Source organism: Pseudomonas sp. URMO17WK12:I11, assembly GCF_007677725.1.
Taxonomy (GTDB): Bacteria; Pseudomonadota; Gammaproteobacteria; order Pseudomonadales; family Pseudomonadaceae; genus Aquipseudomonas.
The window spans coordinates 24595-41113 of sequence record NZ_VEDF01000013.1; the positions used below are offsets into that span (position 1 = coordinate 24595).

At 61.4% G+C, this 16519-nt stretch carries 14 protein-coding genes; 7 read left to right on the top strand and 7 right to left on the bottom strand.

Annotation, left to right across the window (positions count from 1 at the left end; all coding sequences use genetic code 11):
- Nucleotides 1-7: 7 nt before the first annotated feature.
- Nucleotides 8-961, bottom strand: coding sequence for an ABC transporter substrate-binding protein (locus tag FS665_RS20335; protein ID WP_145192673.1), 954 nt, complete (start codon nucleotides 959-961; stop codon nucleotides 8-10).
- A gap of 296 nt (nucleotides 962-1257) precedes the next feature.
- On the opposite strand from FS665_RS20335, the gene FS665_RS20340 reads away from it, so the two are divergent.
- Both FS665_RS20340 and FS665_RS20345 read left to right on the top strand, forming a co-directional pair.
- Complete coding sequence (locus tag FS665_RS20340) at nucleotides 1258-1866, top strand: cysteine dioxygenase (protein WP_145192674.1); 609 nt, start codon at nucleotides 1258-1260, stop codon at nucleotides 1864-1866.
- The gene (locus FS665_RS20345; RefSeq protein ID WP_145192676.1) at nucleotides 1863-3446 is read left to right on the top strand and encodes a rhodanese-related sulfurtransferase; all 1584 of its coding nucleotides are present in this window, start codon (nucleotides 1863-1865) and stop codon (nucleotides 3444-3446) included. Before FS665_RS20340 ends, FS665_RS20345 begins: the two co-directional genes overlap by 4 nt.
- A 302-nt stretch (nucleotides 3447-3748) precedes the next feature.
- Here FS665_RS20345 and FS665_RS20350 read toward each other — a convergent pair whose 3' ends face one another.
- Complete coding sequence (locus FS665_RS20350) at nucleotides 3749-4699, bottom strand: GlxA family transcriptional regulator (protein ID WP_145192678.1); 951 nt, start codon at nucleotides 4697-4699, stop codon at nucleotides 3749-3751.
- Nucleotides 4700-4802: 103 nt separating this feature from the next.
- Here FS665_RS20350 and FS665_RS20355 point away from each other — a divergent pair, with 103 nt between their 5' ends.
- The 4 genes from FS665_RS20355 to FS665_RS20370 all read left to right on the top strand — a co-directional run bounded on the left by FS665_RS20355 (nucleotide 4803) and on the right by FS665_RS20370 (nucleotide 9914).
- The gene (locus tag FS665_RS20355; RefSeq protein WP_145192680.1) at nucleotides 4803-5600 is read left to right on the top strand and encodes an SDR family oxidoreductase; all 798 of its coding nucleotides are present in this window, start codon (nucleotides 4803-4805) and stop codon (nucleotides 5598-5600) included.
- Nucleotides 5601-5621: 21 nt separating this feature from the next.
- Nucleotides 5622-6386, top strand: a complete 765-nt coding sequence (locus FS665_RS20360) for an SDR family oxidoreductase (protein ID WP_145192682.1) — start codon at nucleotides 5622-5624, stop codon at nucleotides 6384-6386.
- Nucleotides 6387-6564: 178 nt separating this feature from the next.
- Nucleotides 6565-7572, top strand: a complete 1008-nt coding sequence (locus tag FS665_RS20365; RefSeq protein WP_145192684.1) for a zinc-binding alcohol dehydrogenase family protein — start codon at nucleotides 6565-6567, stop codon at nucleotides 7570-7572.
- A gap of 254 nt (nucleotides 7573-7826) precedes the next feature.
- Nucleotides 7827-9914 (top strand): acyltransferase family protein, encoded by a 2088-nt coding sequence (locus FS665_RS20370; protein WP_145192686.1) that lies wholly within the window; start codon nucleotides 7827-7829, stop codon nucleotides 9912-9914.
- Here FS665_RS20370 and FS665_RS20375 read toward each other — a convergent pair.
- From FS665_RS20375 to FS665_RS20385, 3 genes are all read right to left on the bottom strand, one after another.
- Complete coding sequence (locus FS665_RS20375) at nucleotides 9911-10402, bottom strand: DUF1543 domain-containing protein (protein WP_145192688.1); 492 nt, start codon at nucleotides 10400-10402, stop codon at nucleotides 9911-9913. The genes FS665_RS20370 and FS665_RS20375 overlap by 4 nt on opposite strands.
- Before the next feature lie 96 nt (nucleotides 10403-10498).
- Entirely contained in the window at nucleotides 10499-11320 is an 822-nt protein-coding gene (gene nfsA / locus FS665_RS20380) for an oxygen-insensitive NADPH nitroreductase (protein ID WP_145192690.1), read from the bottom strand.
- An 87-nt stretch (nucleotides 11321-11407) separates the two neighbouring features.
- Nucleotides 11408-12382: a DNA-binding protein gene (locus FS665_RS20385; protein WP_145192692.1), complete on the bottom strand. Its 975-nt coding sequence runs from the start codon at nucleotides 12380-12382 to the stop codon at nucleotides 11408-11410.
- 202 nt (nucleotides 12383-12584) lie between these two features.
- On the opposite strand from FS665_RS20385, the gene FS665_RS20390 reads away from it, so the two are divergent.
- Complete coding sequence (locus FS665_RS20390; protein WP_145192694.1) at nucleotides 12585-13526, top strand: tyrosine-type recombinase/integrase; 942 nt, start codon at nucleotides 12585-12587, stop codon at nucleotides 13524-13526.
- A gap of 2 nt (nucleotides 13527-13528) precedes the next feature.
- Here FS665_RS20390 and FS665_RS20395 read toward each other — a convergent pair whose 3' ends face one another.
- Together FS665_RS20395 and FS665_RS20400 are read right to left on the bottom strand one after the other, a co-directional pair.
- Entirely contained in the window at nucleotides 13529-15088 is a 1560-nt protein-coding gene (locus FS665_RS20395; RefSeq protein WP_145192696.1) for a hypothetical protein, read from the bottom strand.
- 101 nt (nucleotides 15089-15189) lie between these two features.
- Complete coding sequence (locus FS665_RS20400; RefSeq protein ID WP_145192698.1) at nucleotides 15190-16509, bottom strand: serine hydrolase; 1320 nt, start codon at nucleotides 16507-16509, stop codon at nucleotides 15190-15192.
- Between the last annotated feature and the right edge of the window lie 10 nt (nucleotides 16510-16519).

Below are 16519 nucleotides of genomic sequence, written 5' to 3' on the forward strand. Positions count from 1 at the left end.
AATCCTTTCAATGGCTGCTGGCAACGGGCGCCTGGAAGGCCGCGCCAAACGAGGTGTCGAACAGGTTCTGCGCCGGATAGGCCTTGATCAGGCCAAGCCCGGCGAAGAAGTCCACGGTCTTCTGCGCATCGACCATCACCTGCGGGTTCAGCGGCGCCAGGTCGGTGCGTGCACGGGCGAACCAGGCGCGGGCGATATCACGGTCGGCACGGGTGCGCTGTGCCCATGCATCGGCGTAGGCCTCGGTGTTGGCTGCATCGCTCAAGGTCCAGTCACGGGCCTTCTTCAGGCGCTGCAGGAAGTCGGCGATCTGCGCGCGCTTCTGCTCCACGGACTTGCTGTTGGCCACCACGAAGCTTTGCGCCGGGATCACACCTTCGGCGGTGGCCAGCACACGGGCGCCCTGGCGCTCCTGCTGGGTGACGTAAGGCTCCCAGGTTGCGATCACGTCCACCGAGCCGCCATCCAGAGCGTGGGAGGCATCCAGGGCGCTGAGGTAGCGCAGCTCCAGGGCATCGCGGGGCACGCCAGCCTTGTCCAGGGCGCTGAACAGCAGTTGCTGGCTCCACGAGCCCTTCCAGATTGCCGCACGCTTGCCACGCAGGTCCTGCAGGCTGTGGATCGACGAATCTTTGCGCGCCAGGATGGCCACGCCCTCGAGGTTCTGCCGACTGACCGCGATTACCTTGATCGGGGCGCCCAGGGCACCGAGGAACAGCGGTGGCGCATCGCCGAGCAAACCAATGTCAAGGCTGCCGACATTGAGCGCCTCGGCCACCGGCGAGCCGGCGGTGAACTGCTTCCATTCCAGGGTGTAAGGCAGGTCGTCAAGCACGCCAGCCGCTTCCATCACCGCGCGGGCGTTGTAGCTCTGGTCCCCGACCACCAGGGTCTGGGCAGCGGCGGCAAGGCTCAAGGTAGTGGCCAGCAGCGTGGCGGCCAGGTGTTTGATGTAACGCACGTTCGTCTCCAATTACCCGCCTGGGGTAGATGAGGCGATCCGCGCGTGCGGTCTCGTCCGGGTCTTTTATAGCCGTGAGGCATTAATTAAGTATTTTTTATAATCTAAATCTTATTTTCCGGTCTGTGAAATGCACATTAGGCATAACCTCATGCCTTTGGGTGATGCCAATTTCATAACGGACCGCTCTGGCTGTAAATGCATTATTTGCATATTAGCTTATTATAATTTTGCATTTTGAGAATAGAAAAGAGGTTTGCTAGGGTTAACTCAAACCCGAAAGCCGAGCCTGATCCATGACCCAGAACCTGCGCCCGGAGCGCTTGCGCCATTTTATCGACCGCCTTGCCGCGGTGCTCGACCAGCAGCCTGACGAAGCCACCCTGCTCGACCGCGGCCAGCAACTGCTGGCCGAGCTGGTTGCCCACGACGACTGGCTGCCCGACGACCTCGCCCAGCCCGATCCGCAGCGCTATCAGCAGTATCTGTTGCATTGCGACTCGCGCCAGCGCTTTTCCGTGGTGAGCTTTGTTTGGGGGCCGGGCCAGCAGACGCCGATCCATGACCACCGGGTCTGGGGCCTGATCGGCATGCTGCGCGGCGCCGAGCTTGCACAAGGCTTCCTGCGCGACGCCAAGGGTGCACTGTCGCCGCACGGGCCGTCGGTCCGCCTGGGGCCCGGCCAGGTGGAAGCGGTGTCGCCGCGTATCGGCGACATTCATCAAGTCAGCAATGCCTTCGCCGACCAGGTATCGATCAGCATCCATGTCTATGGCGGCAACATCGGCGCGGTCGAGCGCGCTGTATACGGCGTGGACGGCAGCGAGAAACCGTTCATTTCCGGCTATTCCAACACCCATCTGCCCAACATCTGGGACCTGTCCAAAGAGAACCTTGCCCGATGAGCACCGTCACCACCCGCCACTACCGCGACATCCGCCACGCCCTGCTGGCCCGGGAGGAACTGGCCCTGATCGACGTGCGCGAAGAAGACCCGTTCGCCCAGGACCACCCACTCTTCGCCGCCAACATTCCCCTGTCGAAACTGGAGCTGGAGGTGCTCGCCCGGGTGCCGCGGGCAGACACCGCCATCACCGTCTACGACAACGGCGAAGGCCTCGCCGCCGTGGCCGCACAGCGCCTGCTGGCGCTGGGCTACAGCGACGTGGCCGTTCTCGAAGGCGGCCTCGCTGGCTGGCGCGCTGCCGGTGGCGAGCTGTTCCGCGACGTCAACGTGCCAAGCAAGGCCTTCGGCGAACTGGTGGAGAGCGTGCGCCACACGCCGTCGCTGACCGCCGAGCAAGTGCAAGCGCTGCTGGATGAAAAGGCCGACGTGGTGGTGCTGGATGCCCGCCGTTTCGACGAATACCAGACGATGAGCATCCCAGGCGGCATCAGCGTGCCCGGTGCCGAACTGGTGCTGCGCGTGGCCGAACTGGCGCCGGACCCAAGCACCCAGGTGATCGTCAATTGCGCCGGGCGTACTCGCAGCATCATCGGTACCCAGTCACTGGTCAACGCAGGCATTCCCAATCCGGTAGCGGCCCTGCGCAATGGCACTATCGGCTGGACCCTGGCCGGCCAGCAACTGGCCCACGGTCAGCAGCGACACTTCACCGACGTGAGCGCCGCCACCCGTGCCAATGCCGGGCACCAGGCCCGAGCAGTGGCCGACCGTGTCGGGGTCCTGCGACTGGACCGCGCCGGGCTGGCGCAATGGCAGGCCGAAGCCAGCCGCACCACCTACCTGTTCGATGTGCGCACGCCCGAGGAATACAGCGCCGGGCACCTCCCTGGTAGCCGCTCGGTACCGGGTGGTCAGCTGGTGCAGGAAACCGACCATGTGGCAAGCGTGCGCGGGGCGCGCATCGTGCTGGTGGATGACGACGGTGTACGCGCCAACATGAGCGCCTCGTGGCTGGCACAGATGGGTTGGCAAGTAGCCGTGCTCGATGGTTTGTCCCAGGCGGACTTCAACAGTACGGGTGAATGGCAGCCGCCATTGCCCGCATTGCCCTCGGCTGATGAGATCAGTGTCAAGCAACTGTCCAGTTGGCTCCAGCAAGAAGGCACGGTGCTTCTGGACTTCACCACCAGCGCCAACTACGTCAAGCGCCATATCCCAGGCGCCCACTGGGCAATCCGCGCACAACTGGCGCAAGCACTGGAACATCTTCCCCAGGCCAGCCGTTTCGTGCTGACTTGCGGCAGCAGCCTGCTGGCCCGCTTCGCTGCCCGCGACCTGCAGGCCCTGACGCGCACCCCGGTGTACTTGCTCGAAGGCGGTACGGCACGCTGGATCGCTGCCGGGCAACCGCTGGAAACCGGCGAAACACACCTTGCCGTACCCCGCAGCGACCGCTACCGGCGCCCGTACGAGGGTACGGACAATCCCCGCGAGGCGATGCAGGGGTATCTGGACTGGGAATTTGGCCTGATCGCCCAACTCGAGCGCGATGGCACCCATGGGTTCAACGTGCTCTGACCTGAACAGATGACAGTCCGTTCTGGATCGATAGCAGCCGATTGTGAACGGCTGCTAACGACCCAGGCTGCGTGAAAACGCTGGTAAGTACGTCGATTAGCGAAAGAAGCTGGGTGAAACGTATTTTCTAAGCTTGGAGAGTGTCTAGGAACCCAGGGGCGATTCAAGCCGTGTCTTTCAAGTGCGGCAAAGCCAGCTGTGTTGGGCCTGCGAATGGCTATGAACATCCGACATCGCCCCTCGTTGAATCACGTTTTGCGTTACCTACCCGTCGTTGTTTGATCTACCGCTAATGGCACACGTCACTCCACCCCCAACCGCCGAGCATCCCTGCGCACTGCTTGCGGCGGCACGCCAAACCCGCGCACAAATACCTCACGCAGATGCCGCCGATCCCTGAAACCTGTCTCCTTGGCCACCACATCCAGGCTATGGCGGCTCTGCTCGATCATCACCCGTGCCGCTTCCAAACGCAGGCGCTCCACAGCCTTGGCCGGTGACTGTCCTGTCTCGGCAGTAAACACACGCGTGAATTGCCGTGGACTCAGGTGCACCGCATGCGCCAGTTCCTCGACGCTAAGCGGATGCGCCAGATGCTGACGCGCATAATCCAAGGCATGCTGGATACGATCAGATTTGGGCGACAGCGTCAGCAACTCGGAATGTTGCGACTGGCCACCAGAGCGGCGCTGATGCATCACCAGTTTTCGTGCCACCGACCTGGCCATGTCGCTGCCCAAGTCCTTTTCCACCATGCCCAACGCCATGTCCAAGGCGGCCGTCATGCCCGCTGAAGTCCAGATTTGCCCGTCGACGATGAATATCCGGTCTTCTTCGACTGCGATCCTTGGATGCAACTCGCGCAATTTCTTCGCGTAGGCCCAATGCGTTGTAGCGCGGCGATCATCCAGCACGCCCGCTTGGGCGAGAATGAAGCAGCCGGTACACAAGCCCGCAGTGCGCCTGGCGCCGTCGACGAACCCGCGCACGCTGGCAAGCACCTGCTCACTGGGTGGCGTCAGCGGCGTCAAGGTGCCGGTGATCATCCACGTGTCTGCCAGGCCTGGCGCGCCCAGTGGCAATGTGTCCATGTACATCCCTAGCGACGAGCGCACCGTGCCGCCAGCAATGGAAAAGTTCTGGATCTTGTACACCGCTTCGCCGGCCACGATGTTGGCGAACTCGAACACAGCCTGGGTCGCCAGCGACATGATCTGGAAGCCTTCAGTAATCAGATAGCCAACGCGGTGCATGGGGAAGCTCCAAGGGTGAATGTCCTAAATACGTAGCATATGCGTCGTTTGCGTCAAAAGCGATGTTCTGCATCATGGCTGCACACCACAACGGAGCATCACCATGACCCAGCTTCCTAAAGGCACTGCACTCATTACCGGCGCTTCAACCGGCATCGGCGCCATCTACGCAGAACGGTTGGCTCACCGGGGTTACGACCTGGTGCTGGTAGCTCGCAACCGTGAGCGGCTCAACAGCTTGGCCAGCCGCCTGACCACGCAAACCCGGCAGAACGTGGAGGTCGTGGCGGCCGATCTGGCCGATGCGGCTGACCTGGCCAAGGTCGAGCGCAAGTTGCGGGAAGACGCCAGTATCAGCGTGCTGGTGAACAACGCAGGTGTAGGCACCCATACCAGCCTCCTGCAAAGCGATATCGAGCGCATGGCCGAGATGATCACGCTCAACATCACCGCCCTCACCCGCCTTACTTATGCAGCCATTCCAGGATTCGTGGCCCGCCAGCGCGGCGCGGTGATCAACATTTCCTCGATCGTAAGCCTGGCTCCTGAGTTGCTCAACGGTGTTTACGGTGGCAGCAAAGCCTATGTCACCGCTTTTTCCCAATCGCTGCACAAGGAGCTGGCGGACACGGGCATTCAGGTGCAGGCGGTGCTGCCTGGGGCCACCGCAACCGACTTCTGGGAGAAAGGTGGATTGCCGGTCGAACACCTTGACCCGGGCATCGTGATGTCAGCCCAGGATCTGGTCGACGGCGCGCTGCAAGACTTCGATGACCGGGTGCTGATCTCAATCCCCTCGATGCATGATCTGCAGCCGTTCGAACGCTACGAAACCAGCCGCCAAGCGCTCTCTAGCCAGCTGTCCAGCAATCGTCTGGCCCCGCGTTACCACGCCAACTGACCCCAGCACAGGAAACCGATCATGAAACTCAGCGCAAACACCCTCTTCATCACCGGCGGCACTTCAGGCATTGGCCGCGCGCTTGCAGAAGCCTTTCATCGACGGGGCAACCAGGTGATCGTTGCAGGGCGCCGCCAGGCGCTGCTGGACGAGATCGCACAGGCCAATCCGGGTATCGATACCGTACGCCTGGACATCAACGACCCGCAGCAAATCAAGACAGTCGCTCAGGAAGTGATCCGCCGCTACCCTGCCTTGAACGTGATCATCAACAATGCCGGGGTCATGCCGTTCGACAATCCGGCTTCTGGCGACTATGACGACGAACAAGCGGTAAGCCTGTTGCAGACCAACCTGCTTGGGCCTGTGCGGGTGAGTGCTGCATTCGTCGAACACCTCAAGAAACAGCCGCAGGCGTACATCATCAACAACAGTTCGGTACTGGCCTACCTGCCGCTGGCAGCCACGGCGCTGTATTCCGCGAGCAAAGCCGCCATCCATTCTTATTCGTTGTCGCAGCGTTTCAGTCTGCGCGACACCCCTGTCAAGGTGCTGGAAATCGCGCCGCCTTGGGTCGACACCGACCTGGTGCACAAGAGTGGTGACGAACGGGCCATGCCGTTGGATGCCTTCATCGAGGAGACCCTGGCCAAGCTCGAGTCGGCCACCACCGAAGTGCTGGTTGATCGCGCTTTGCCACTGCGTGCCAACCAAGGCGCGAACGAGCACCAACTGATTCACCAGTTCAACCTGTCGCTGGTCGATAACCCGATTCCCGTCGGTTGAAACCCTCCGGAGCAACACGCTTCAGCACACTGCAGCGGGCTGTCGGCTTGTTCAACCAGGGCGGCAGCGGTCCCATTTTCACAGAAATGCAGAAAGTCTTACCCCAATTACCTAGTTTTTCATGAACCTCGCCGCAGGTAATCTCTGCACAACGTCTCATTCCACAGGTAATAACCGAATGAAAGCCATCGTCTACAACACGCCAGGCCTGCCTATCCAGGATGCCCAGTCCCTGTTCGAGCACGACCTCCCCAAGCCAGCGCCTGGCGCCCGGGATCTGCTGGTTGAGGTCAAAGCCATCGCAGTGAACCCGGTCGATACCAAGATCAGAGCCAGCCGTAGCGGCGATGGCCCGCAAGTACTGGGTTGGGATGCAGTAGGCATCGTGCGCGAGGTCGGCGCCCAGGTGTCGCTGTTTCAACCAGGCGATGAAGTGTTCTACGCGGGTGCGATTGACCGGCCAGGCACCTACAGCGAATTTCACCTGGTCGACGAGCGCATCGTGGGCCACAAGCCGCGCACGCTGGATGACGCCAGTGCCGCTGCCCTTCCCCTGACCTCGATCACCGCCTGGGAGCTGCTGTTCGACCGTCTCGGGGTGCAGGAAAATGGCGGCGATGGTCAGCGCTTATTGATCATCGGCGCCGGCGGCGGCGTTGGCTCGATTCTGCTGCAACTGGCACGCAAGCTCACTCATCTCACGGTGATCGGCACCGCTTCGCGCCCCGAAACCCAAGCCTGGGTCGCCGAGCTGGGGGCGCATCATGTCATCGACCATTCAGCTTCGATCGCGCTGCAGCTGGAGCAACTCAAGCTCAATCCGGTGGACTACGTCATCAGCCTGACCCACACCGACGCCTACCTTGCGCAAATCGTCGACGTGCTGCGCCCGCAAGGCAAGCTGGCCCTGATCGATGACCCGGCGCACCTGGACATCGTGCCGTTCAAGCGCAAATCGCTCTCGGTGCACTGGGAGCTCATGTTCACCCGCTCGTTGTACCAGACCGAGGACATGATCAAGCAGCACCAGTTGTTGGAAAGGGTGTCTGCGTTGGTCGATGAAGGGGTGATCAAAACCACCGTTGGCGAGCATTACGGCAGCATCACTGCCGACAACCTCAAGCGCGCTCATGCCGTTATCGAGGGTGGCAAGGCCAAAGGCAAGATCGTGCTGGAAGGGTTCTGATCACTTGCCCGACTGATTAGCCGCCAGGACCTGCCCGCGTCGCTCGGTCGTGAATGCCCGGCGCGTGCGCGCGGCAGGTCAAGCCATCAGGGGCGCCGGTTGGCCCTGTTGCCCTGCAAGCAACGCGATCAACCGGCCCGCACGACTCATCGAACATCCTGTCAGCGTTGCGACCACAGCTTTGCTAAACTCGCGGCCTTTTGTTCGCGCGCGCTGCCGCGTCAAGAGCCCTCAACGCGATAGGATGTGGCACCGTGTCAACCGATCAAAACCTGATATTCAACGCTCCTGCAAAGCCCCGCGAAGCGCCGGGTACTGCCCACACCGACACCCACACGGTCATGTCGGCGATGCAGCCGAGGGGCTACCGCGCCGATATTGACGGACTGCGGGCCGTGGCTGTGCTGCTGGTGTTGATTTTCCACGGCGGCTTGGCGCTGTTTCCTTCCGGGTTCATCGGTGTCGATATTTTCTTCGTCATCTCTGGATACCTCACCACTTCGATCATCCTGAGTGCCGTGAGCCGCTGCGACTTCAGCCTCAAGCAGTTCTACGTCAGGCGCTTGTGGCGGCTGCAACCCGCGATCCTGGCGTTGCTGGTAGCCACCCTCGGTGTCGCCAGTCTCTTGTACCTGCCCAAGGACTTCATCGATTTTCTAAAAAGCGAGAAGTACACCAGCCTGCTGCTGTCCAACCAGTTCTTCTCCAAGGCTACCGATGGTTATGCCACCGCCGAAGCAGCCACCCTGCCCTTGCTGCACACCTGGTCGTTGGCGATCGAATGGCAGTGGTACATCGTGCTGCCGCTCGGGTTGATGGCACTGACGCGCTACCTGGCGGCGCACCGCTTGAAAATGGCCGTGGTGCTACTGACCCTCAGCTCGATAGTCGTCGCCCTGGGTGTGGCCAAGATGATTCCGGATAAAAGCTACTACGCGTTCCTCGGGCGCATTTTCGAGCTGTTGATCGGCTCGTGCGCCGCGGTGTTCGCCAACGACCGGCAGCGTCTGAGCCGCGCTGGCGCCTCTGCGCTGGGCTTGGCTGCCCTGGCTGTGCTGATCTATGCAGCCACCCGATCCATACCCACCACCGCCTACCCTGGCCTGCCCGCCATCGCGATCTGCCTGGCGACAGCGCTGCTGGTCTCGGGCCAGGTTGGCCAACAAGGCATCACCTCCAAAGTGCTGGCATGGTCACCGCTGGTGTTCATCGGGACCATTTCCTACTCGCTCTACCTCTGGCATTGGCCAGTCATCGCCATCATCACCTACCTGGGTATCGAAAAGACGCCGGCTGTTGTCGCCGGCTACTTCGGCGCTTCTTTCGCCTTGGGAATTGCCTCGTATTACCTGATCGAAAAGCCGCTGCGTCGGCTACGGCTGGGGTTTGGCAAAACCCTGGTGCTGCTGTTGGTCGTACCCGCCGTCGCGTTTTCGGTGCTGTACTCGGCTGGCAACCGCGCCGATGGCTGGATGCAGCGTTTTGGCAGTGCGCCGTCGGACATCCTGCCGCGGCTCAAGGCAAGCGAAATTCCCCAGCGCGAACCTTGCCTGGGCGGGGCCACCGATGGCTCGGACTCTAGTTGCGTACTGGGGCAAGCCGGCGCCAGTAAGCGTGCCTTGCTGATGGGCGACTCCTACTCCAACCACTTCTGGGGCTTGATCGACACCCTGGCCAAGGACGCCGGCATCTCTGTCACCGCTCAGGGCTTCCCGGGTTGCCTGGCGCTGCCAGATGTCTACCTGTACGACTGGTGGAAGTACAAGAACGCGCTGTACAAGAAATGCCACGACGCTGCCACCGCTTATCACCAGCAGGTAGCGCGTAACCATTACGACTACGTGATACTCGGCCTGACCTGGGACACTTACGCCGACAGCAGCGCTGTGGTGCTGTCGATCGACGACCCACGTTCCCAAGCCCTCTCGCGCGAGCGGATGAAGGCCGCCCTGCTCTCGAGCCTTGAGATCGTCGAACAGTCCGGCGCCACACCAGTGCTGCTCAAAAGCAACATCGTCATGCCCGAAGGCGCCAATGACTGCCTGTACCGCACGATCAAGCTCCGGAGCACGATCGAAGATCAGCAGTGCGCGACCAGCGTCGCGCAACCTGAAGAAAACCCTTGGCTCGTTCAGCTATTCAAGGATGCCAAGCTGGCACACCCCAACTTGCTGATCATTGATCCCAAGGACGTGCAGTGCAGCGGTGGCCAGTGCAAGCTGCTGATCGATGGCTTGCCGATCTACCGAGACATCGGCCACATCACCGACTTCGCCTCCAAAGCGATGGGCAGTCTGTACTTGCAAGCCAAGGGCAACCCCTTCAAGCCTAAAGAAGATTAGAGAACGATGTAGTCGTTGCGCTGCGTGATGCCGTCATGCGGCCCTTCGACCAAGTGAACATAGCGACCGCCGACATGATCGATCGGTAGACAATCATCGACGTCCAGCACGGCGTCGAGGTGGGTCTGTTTCATGTGCGCAAGCGCCTGGCGTCTACCCTTCGCCATGGCCTCTCGTTTGTTGCGCGCGACCACGAGCACATAATGATGCGCCTCACCGAAACAGCGCGCGTCATAGCCGCCCAGGTTGATGAAATACAGCCGGGGCGCATCAGCGCACGGCGCCAATGGGCTGAACGCCAGGCGCCAGCCCTCCACGCCGTCAACGGCCATCCAGGCATCGATATGCACGCCTTTGGCGGTGCCGAACCAGCGCTCACGCAGCTGCGGATAGGCCTGTTCCAGCGAATCGGCGACGGCAAAGACTATGTCGTGGACTTCGATTTTCGCCTGGGCGTGTTTACCGCCCAAGAGCACAACGAAAAGCATGGTGGGATGGACCTTTGGTTGAGCGGCGGGCACGACGGCGCCTGCCAGGCGCAGATGGTCCCACACCGCCCTGGCGTGGGCCAAATGCTTCGAAGATCAGCGCAGCCCGAAGCCCATGCGCTTGAGTTCGCCCAGCAATGCCTCGCGCCCGTGCAGGCTGGAAACTTCGCGCAGGCGGCTGACCACCTGCTCGGACCAGCCGCCCGCTTTCATGCCTTCGCGGTGATAGAAGGCACCGAGGCGCTCATCGTATTCGGCAATGACGTCCTGCTCGGCCGCGGCCGAATAGGTTTCATGGTGCAGCACCGCCGCTTGCGGCAGGCGCGGTTTGACGTGGGCGGGTCGATCTGGTGAGGGGTGGCCAACGCACAGGCCAAACACGGGGTACACCTGGGCTGGCAGATCCAGCTCCTTGGCAACGCCCTCGATGTCGTTGCGAATACCGCCGATATAGACGCTGCCAAGCCCCATGGACTCCAAAGCCACCACCGCATTCTGCGCCGCCAGCGCGGCGTCGATGGTGCCCAGCAACAGGCTTTCAAGGTAAGGCAACGCTTCAAGCTCGACGCCGTGCTGCTCACCCAGGCGCGAGGCTCTGGACAGGTCCGCCAGCCATACCAGGAACAGCGGCGCCTGGCGAATGTAAGCCTGATTGCCTGCCAGCACTGACAGGCGCCCTTTGCGCTCGTCGTCCTGCACCGCGACCACGCTCCACACCTGCAGATTGGATGAGGTGGAGGCCGACTGAGCGGCAGCGATCAAGGTTTCGAGGGTGCCGTCAGCCAGCGGCTGGTCGGTAAATGCGCGAACGCTGCGGTGCTCGAGCAGTTGGTCGATGGTGGCGTTGCACTGCTTGAGCGCCGCGATCTGTGGCGCGCCATAGCGTGCCGCAAGTCTTGCTTGTGAATCGTTACCCATGGAATCCTCCTAAATGTTAGGAGGCTATCAAATAACACGATGCACGGCACGGGTATCAGGCAAGTTTCATAAAGCGTGCGTCAAGGACTACGCCGTCGCGGCACGCAGTGTCTTCAGCTCGGCCTCGGCAGCCAAGAGCTTTTCAGCCAGTTGTTGCTCACGCGATATGGCGGCGGCGACATCGGTCCGGGCTGTCGCAGCTTCTTCAGCCTTGGCTTGCAGCTGCTGCACCAACAACTCCTTGGCGCCCTCGGCGCGTGCCGTCGCGGCATGCGCGACACCTAAGTCGCCCTGCATGCGTTGCAACGCTTCGCGCTGATGCGACACCTCCTTGGCCTGCTGGCGGTTTTCCGAGAGAAAGCGCTCGTTGTCCCTGATCAGCCGCGTGATCTCTTCCTGTTTAACCATGAGCGTCTGCTGCAGCATCGTGACTTCCTGCTGCATCTGGTACAGCTGCGCTTCATGTCGGCTCAGGTCTTGCTCGCGCTGCTCCTTGACCGAGGCTCGGTAGTGCTCCAGTGCTTCTCGGGCATGGGCGTGCTTTTGCTCAAGAGAGTGGATCTGACCGTCCTTTTCCTGCACACGAATTTCCAGGTCGCTGCAGCTCTGACTGATGCGTGCGTTGCGGGTGATTTCGCTCTGCAAAGTAGACTGGGCAGTTTTAAGGATTTCATCCTGGGTTTGCAGCGCCGACTCCAGCTTGCTGCGTTCCTTCGCCGCCACATCCAGCTGCTCGTGAAGCGTACCAAGCTCATGTGCAAGCGCTTCACGCTCTCGGCTGAAGGCCTCGCGTTCAGACAGCAAAGCCTGGTTCCCCTCCTCCATAAGACGCTGCAAAAGCTTGCCAACCAGCTCCGTCAACTCATCGCTCAAACGCGACGGTGAAGCGATCGGCCGAGGATCATGATCAGCGATCTCCTTCAAATAACGCTGAATAGTCGTCTTTGAGCCGGTATTGCCTAACTCGATACGGACTGCATCAATGCTCGGGTTCTGTCCCCTGGCGAGCAGCGCTTGTTGCGCCTTGCGCACCAAAGCCAGGTTTACACCACCTCTAGCCATCTTGACTCCTACGATTTCGTACTGTGTTACGTTGCATGTATTTACGTGAAATGATATCACGAAAGTTTCAGTTCTTTGTCGCGGTTTCTGGAAAGACATAATCGAGGTTTATGGCTTGCCAGAAGGTAATTCGCTCTTAAAATGCGCGTACGCGGTACAACCGGCGTAGGCAGACCACCAACAGGGCGAATGAGGATTTTCGGTGAGCGAGCGCATCAACAAAGCTGATCGGTACCTGGAGGCGAGCGTTCGGCAGAACACCTCCAAAAGCTACGCCGCCGCGCTCGCGCACTTCGAGGTCACTTGGGGCGGGTTCCTGCCGACCACCACCGAATCGGTGGTGCGCTACCTGGCCGAGTACGCTGACCAACTGGCGCTCAGCACCTTGAAGCAGCGCCTGGCTGCGCTCGCCAACTGGCACCAAAGCAACGGCTTTCCGGACCCGACCAAGGCGCCGAAGGTCAGGCAGTTGCTCAAGGGCATCCGCGCGGTGCACCCCGTCCAGCAGAAGCAAGCCGCCCCGCTGCCGCTGCTGCAGCTCGAGAAAGCCGTGGCGCATCTGGAACTGGAAGTCGCTCAAGCGCGCGGCGAAGGCAACATGGCAGCCGTACTCAAGGCCACCCGCGATATCGCCCTGCTGACCATCGGCTTCTGGCGAGGCTTTCGCGGCGATGAGCTGTCGCGGCTGACGGTGAAGAACACCCATGCCGAACGTTATGTCGGTATTCGTTTCTACCTCGGTTCGAGCAAAGGCGACCGGCAGAACGTCGGCCGCGAGTACCGCACCCCATCATTGAGCAAACTGTGCCCGGTCGAGGCCTATTTGAACTGGATCGAAGTGGCGGGCCTCACGCGCGGCAGCGTGTTCAGAGGCATCGATCGCTGGGGCAATATCAGCGATCGGCCCCTGGCCGCCCACAGCCTGATACCGCTGCTGCGGGACACCTTGGCCCGTTGCGGGCTACCCGCGCATCTTTACAGCGCCCACTCCATCCGACGCGGCTTTGCTACCTGGGCCGCCAGCTCCGGTTGGGACATCAAGACCCTCATGGATTACGTCGGTTGGAGCGACATGAAGTCAGCCCTGCGTTATGTAGAGCCGGCGCAGCAGTTCGGTGGCTTGATTCGCAAGCTCGAGGGTTGAGATCAGAAAATCCAATCCTTCAAGGATGCGTCGCGGTAGGACAGGTAATCTTTGTCGACCTGCACCTGGACCGTGATGTGCTCCAGGCTCTCGAGCTTGCTGGCTTGCTCATCACCCAGCGCGTCGCGCCAGATCAGCTGGAAGTGGTCGCCGTCGGTGCGTTCGATGCGGCCAATCACCGTCTCAGGCCCACCGACGGTCTGCTCAACGAAATTCGCCGCTGGCACGCTGAACTTGGGCGCTGTCACTACCTGGCTCCGGTCGAAGGTAGTAAAGAAGCGAATGAAAGGCTCAAGTCCCGCTACCGCCTGCGTGGCGAAAATCGTTTGAACGAGCGCCGGATCTTCCAACAGGCTGTAGAGCGGGAACGGGCTCCAATGCCTTGCACCTGCAACCGTGGCATAGCTCACGCCCAGACGAGCGCTCCCTGCAAACCCATTGTCGACATCCATGGCGAGCCCGTCCGCGAGCAGGAACGAGAACAGCGTTGCAATCTGCTGGCGCACTCGCCGCTGATCGGGTAGATCGTCGGCCTTGTGCTCCAACAGGGGCATCGCCTGAGGGTGCGGCAGCAACCGCAGCAATCCTTTGACACGCGCCAAGCGGTAATCCAGCCGCTGTTCGCGCGCCATGGTGGATATCTTTGCGTCGAAGCTCGCCAAGCTGTCATTGGAGGGATCGACGTAGGAGAGGTGTTCCAAGGCATCGCTGACTTTATAACCAGCACTCGGGGTACGCAGAAGCTCAACTGCATAGTCCAATGCCGCCTTGCCCGCCTTGTTTTCCTTCGAGTAACCCTTGAGGTTCAAATACGACTGATAGCGGTACTCCTCGGGCGCCGATTCGTTAGCGAGGATCGCTAATTCGATCCCCATCAAGCTGCGGTCGCGTTGCAGAACCTGAAGAATATCGAGCTTGCGGTTGGCGTCGAAGTCAGGGTCATTGAATGAAGAAAGCAGTTCCCGGCCCAAGCCCTCGCCATCGCCGATCAGCCCCCACTCGCCATCGGCGGCGGCCAACAGGCGCAGCGCATCGAAGAAGTCCTCGCGCGTTGACGTCTTGGACTCCACGATGGCCAACAGCCGCTTGCGATCAGCGGGTTTGAAGTTAATGACCGTCATGCGTTGGTTCTGCGACCGCTCCTTCACCAGCTGGATCATGTAGGCGTTGAGCAGCGCACGGGTGCGATAGGCATCCAGTGTCTGGCTGGCCACCGAGCCTTCGTCGCTCAAGGACAAGTAACTCTCGATCCGATCCGCCATCATCGATTTGAGCGTGGACTGCAGATTACTCAGGGTGATCCAGGCCAAGGCCGCGCCAAACAGGGCGACGATGGTCAGGACGATGGTGAAGGCACTGGTCGCCCGATTGATCGGCGCATTGGCCTCGGCAATGACCTCCTTGCTCAGCTCATACTTGAGTGCAGCGACATCCTGTCGGTACTGCGCTTCGATCGCTTCCATCTTTTTCAAGGTCGTCGACGCCTGGCGCTGGATCTTTCTCGCTTCCTTGCGCAGTTCATTGAGATCCGCCGGCCCTTGCTGTCCTGTCACGCTGTTCATTGCAACTCCCTGTTCCTGCGCGTCTTGCGCATTTGCAAGGGAAGTTTACCTTTTCGAGGGCATCGACTTGACTACGAATACGGTGCCCGCCGCCGGCACGCTCAAATTGGCAATGCCGCCAACACTGCACTGACCACGCCATTGAACGCTGCCGGCGAATCAATCATGCGCGCCGTGGTTTTCGCCTCACCGTCCGCTCGGGTCGCCCGGCGCGTCTGGTCGGCGCTGGCCGAAAGCTTGACGATCACCACTTCACGCCGCGGGTTAATGTAGATCTTCTGGCCAAAGCGGCCGCTGGCTTCGATCGAGCCGTCGCCATCGTTTTTCTGGTACCAGTAATTACGGTAGGCATAGCCTGGCCGGCCAGGCCCCAAATTACCGCTGGCAAACACGGTGGCATCGCCAGGTTCGAAGGTGCTGTGCACGGCCTGGTTGAAGCTGTCGCCTGGCACCTGGCGCGACAGCTCGCGGCGTATCAGCTCGGCAAAGCGCGCCGTGTCGCGCAGGTTGCAACTGATGCCGCCGCTGGCCATCTCGGTGCCCAGCGGATCGACCTGCACGTAGGCATCGTGCTCGGCGAAGCGCGACCACAACCGTTGCTCGACCAAGCTGGCCCAGTTCTGCCCGGTGATGCGCCGTAGCGCCCAGGCCAGCGCTTCGGCCGAGCCGTTCTGATAGAAAAACGGCGCCGGTCCGCTCGGATCGCCCGCTGGTTGGGTATGCAGCAAGAAACTGTAGATATCGCCGGGCATGCCCTCGCCGCGCGGGATCAGCCCGGTGGCTGCGAATAGCCCCAGGTCTGGTGGCATCTGTGGCGGATACTGCACCGCCACCTGCATGTCCAGGTTCGCTTGCACGCTGGCCTCGCCAAACGGCGTGGCGCTCAGTTCCGGTACATAGCGCGCCAGCTTGCTGGCCGGATCCAGGGCGCCTTCGGCGATCAACTGCGCGGCAATCAGGCCAGTCACCGACTTGGTCATCGAGGCCCAGATGTGCGGCTGGCCGGGTTGAAAACCATCGAAGTAACGCTCGTAGACCACCTGCCCACGGTGCAGCACGATCAGGCCGTCGGTACTGGTCTGCTCCAGGTAATCGGCCACGCTCAGGGTCTGATCGGCCACCTTCACGGTCAGACGATCAAGCGCGCGGGGTTGCCCATCGAGCAACGCCAATGGCGCCGCCGCCCTGCCAATGCCCCGGGTCGGCGATACCTCGCGGGCGTGGCGCATCGACCAGCGCAGGTACGGTGGCTGAAACGCGTTCAACGGGGTGACCCGCAGCTCGGGGGCTGGCGGAAACCCCTGCATCACCGCCGCCTGGGGGACGGCGCCGACTACCAAACCCGGCGCCAGGGCGCCGGCCACTGCCAGTACGAGGCCTGGCAGGTGGGCAGAGGATGCGGGACAGTTGGGCTTACGCATGATGTGCTCC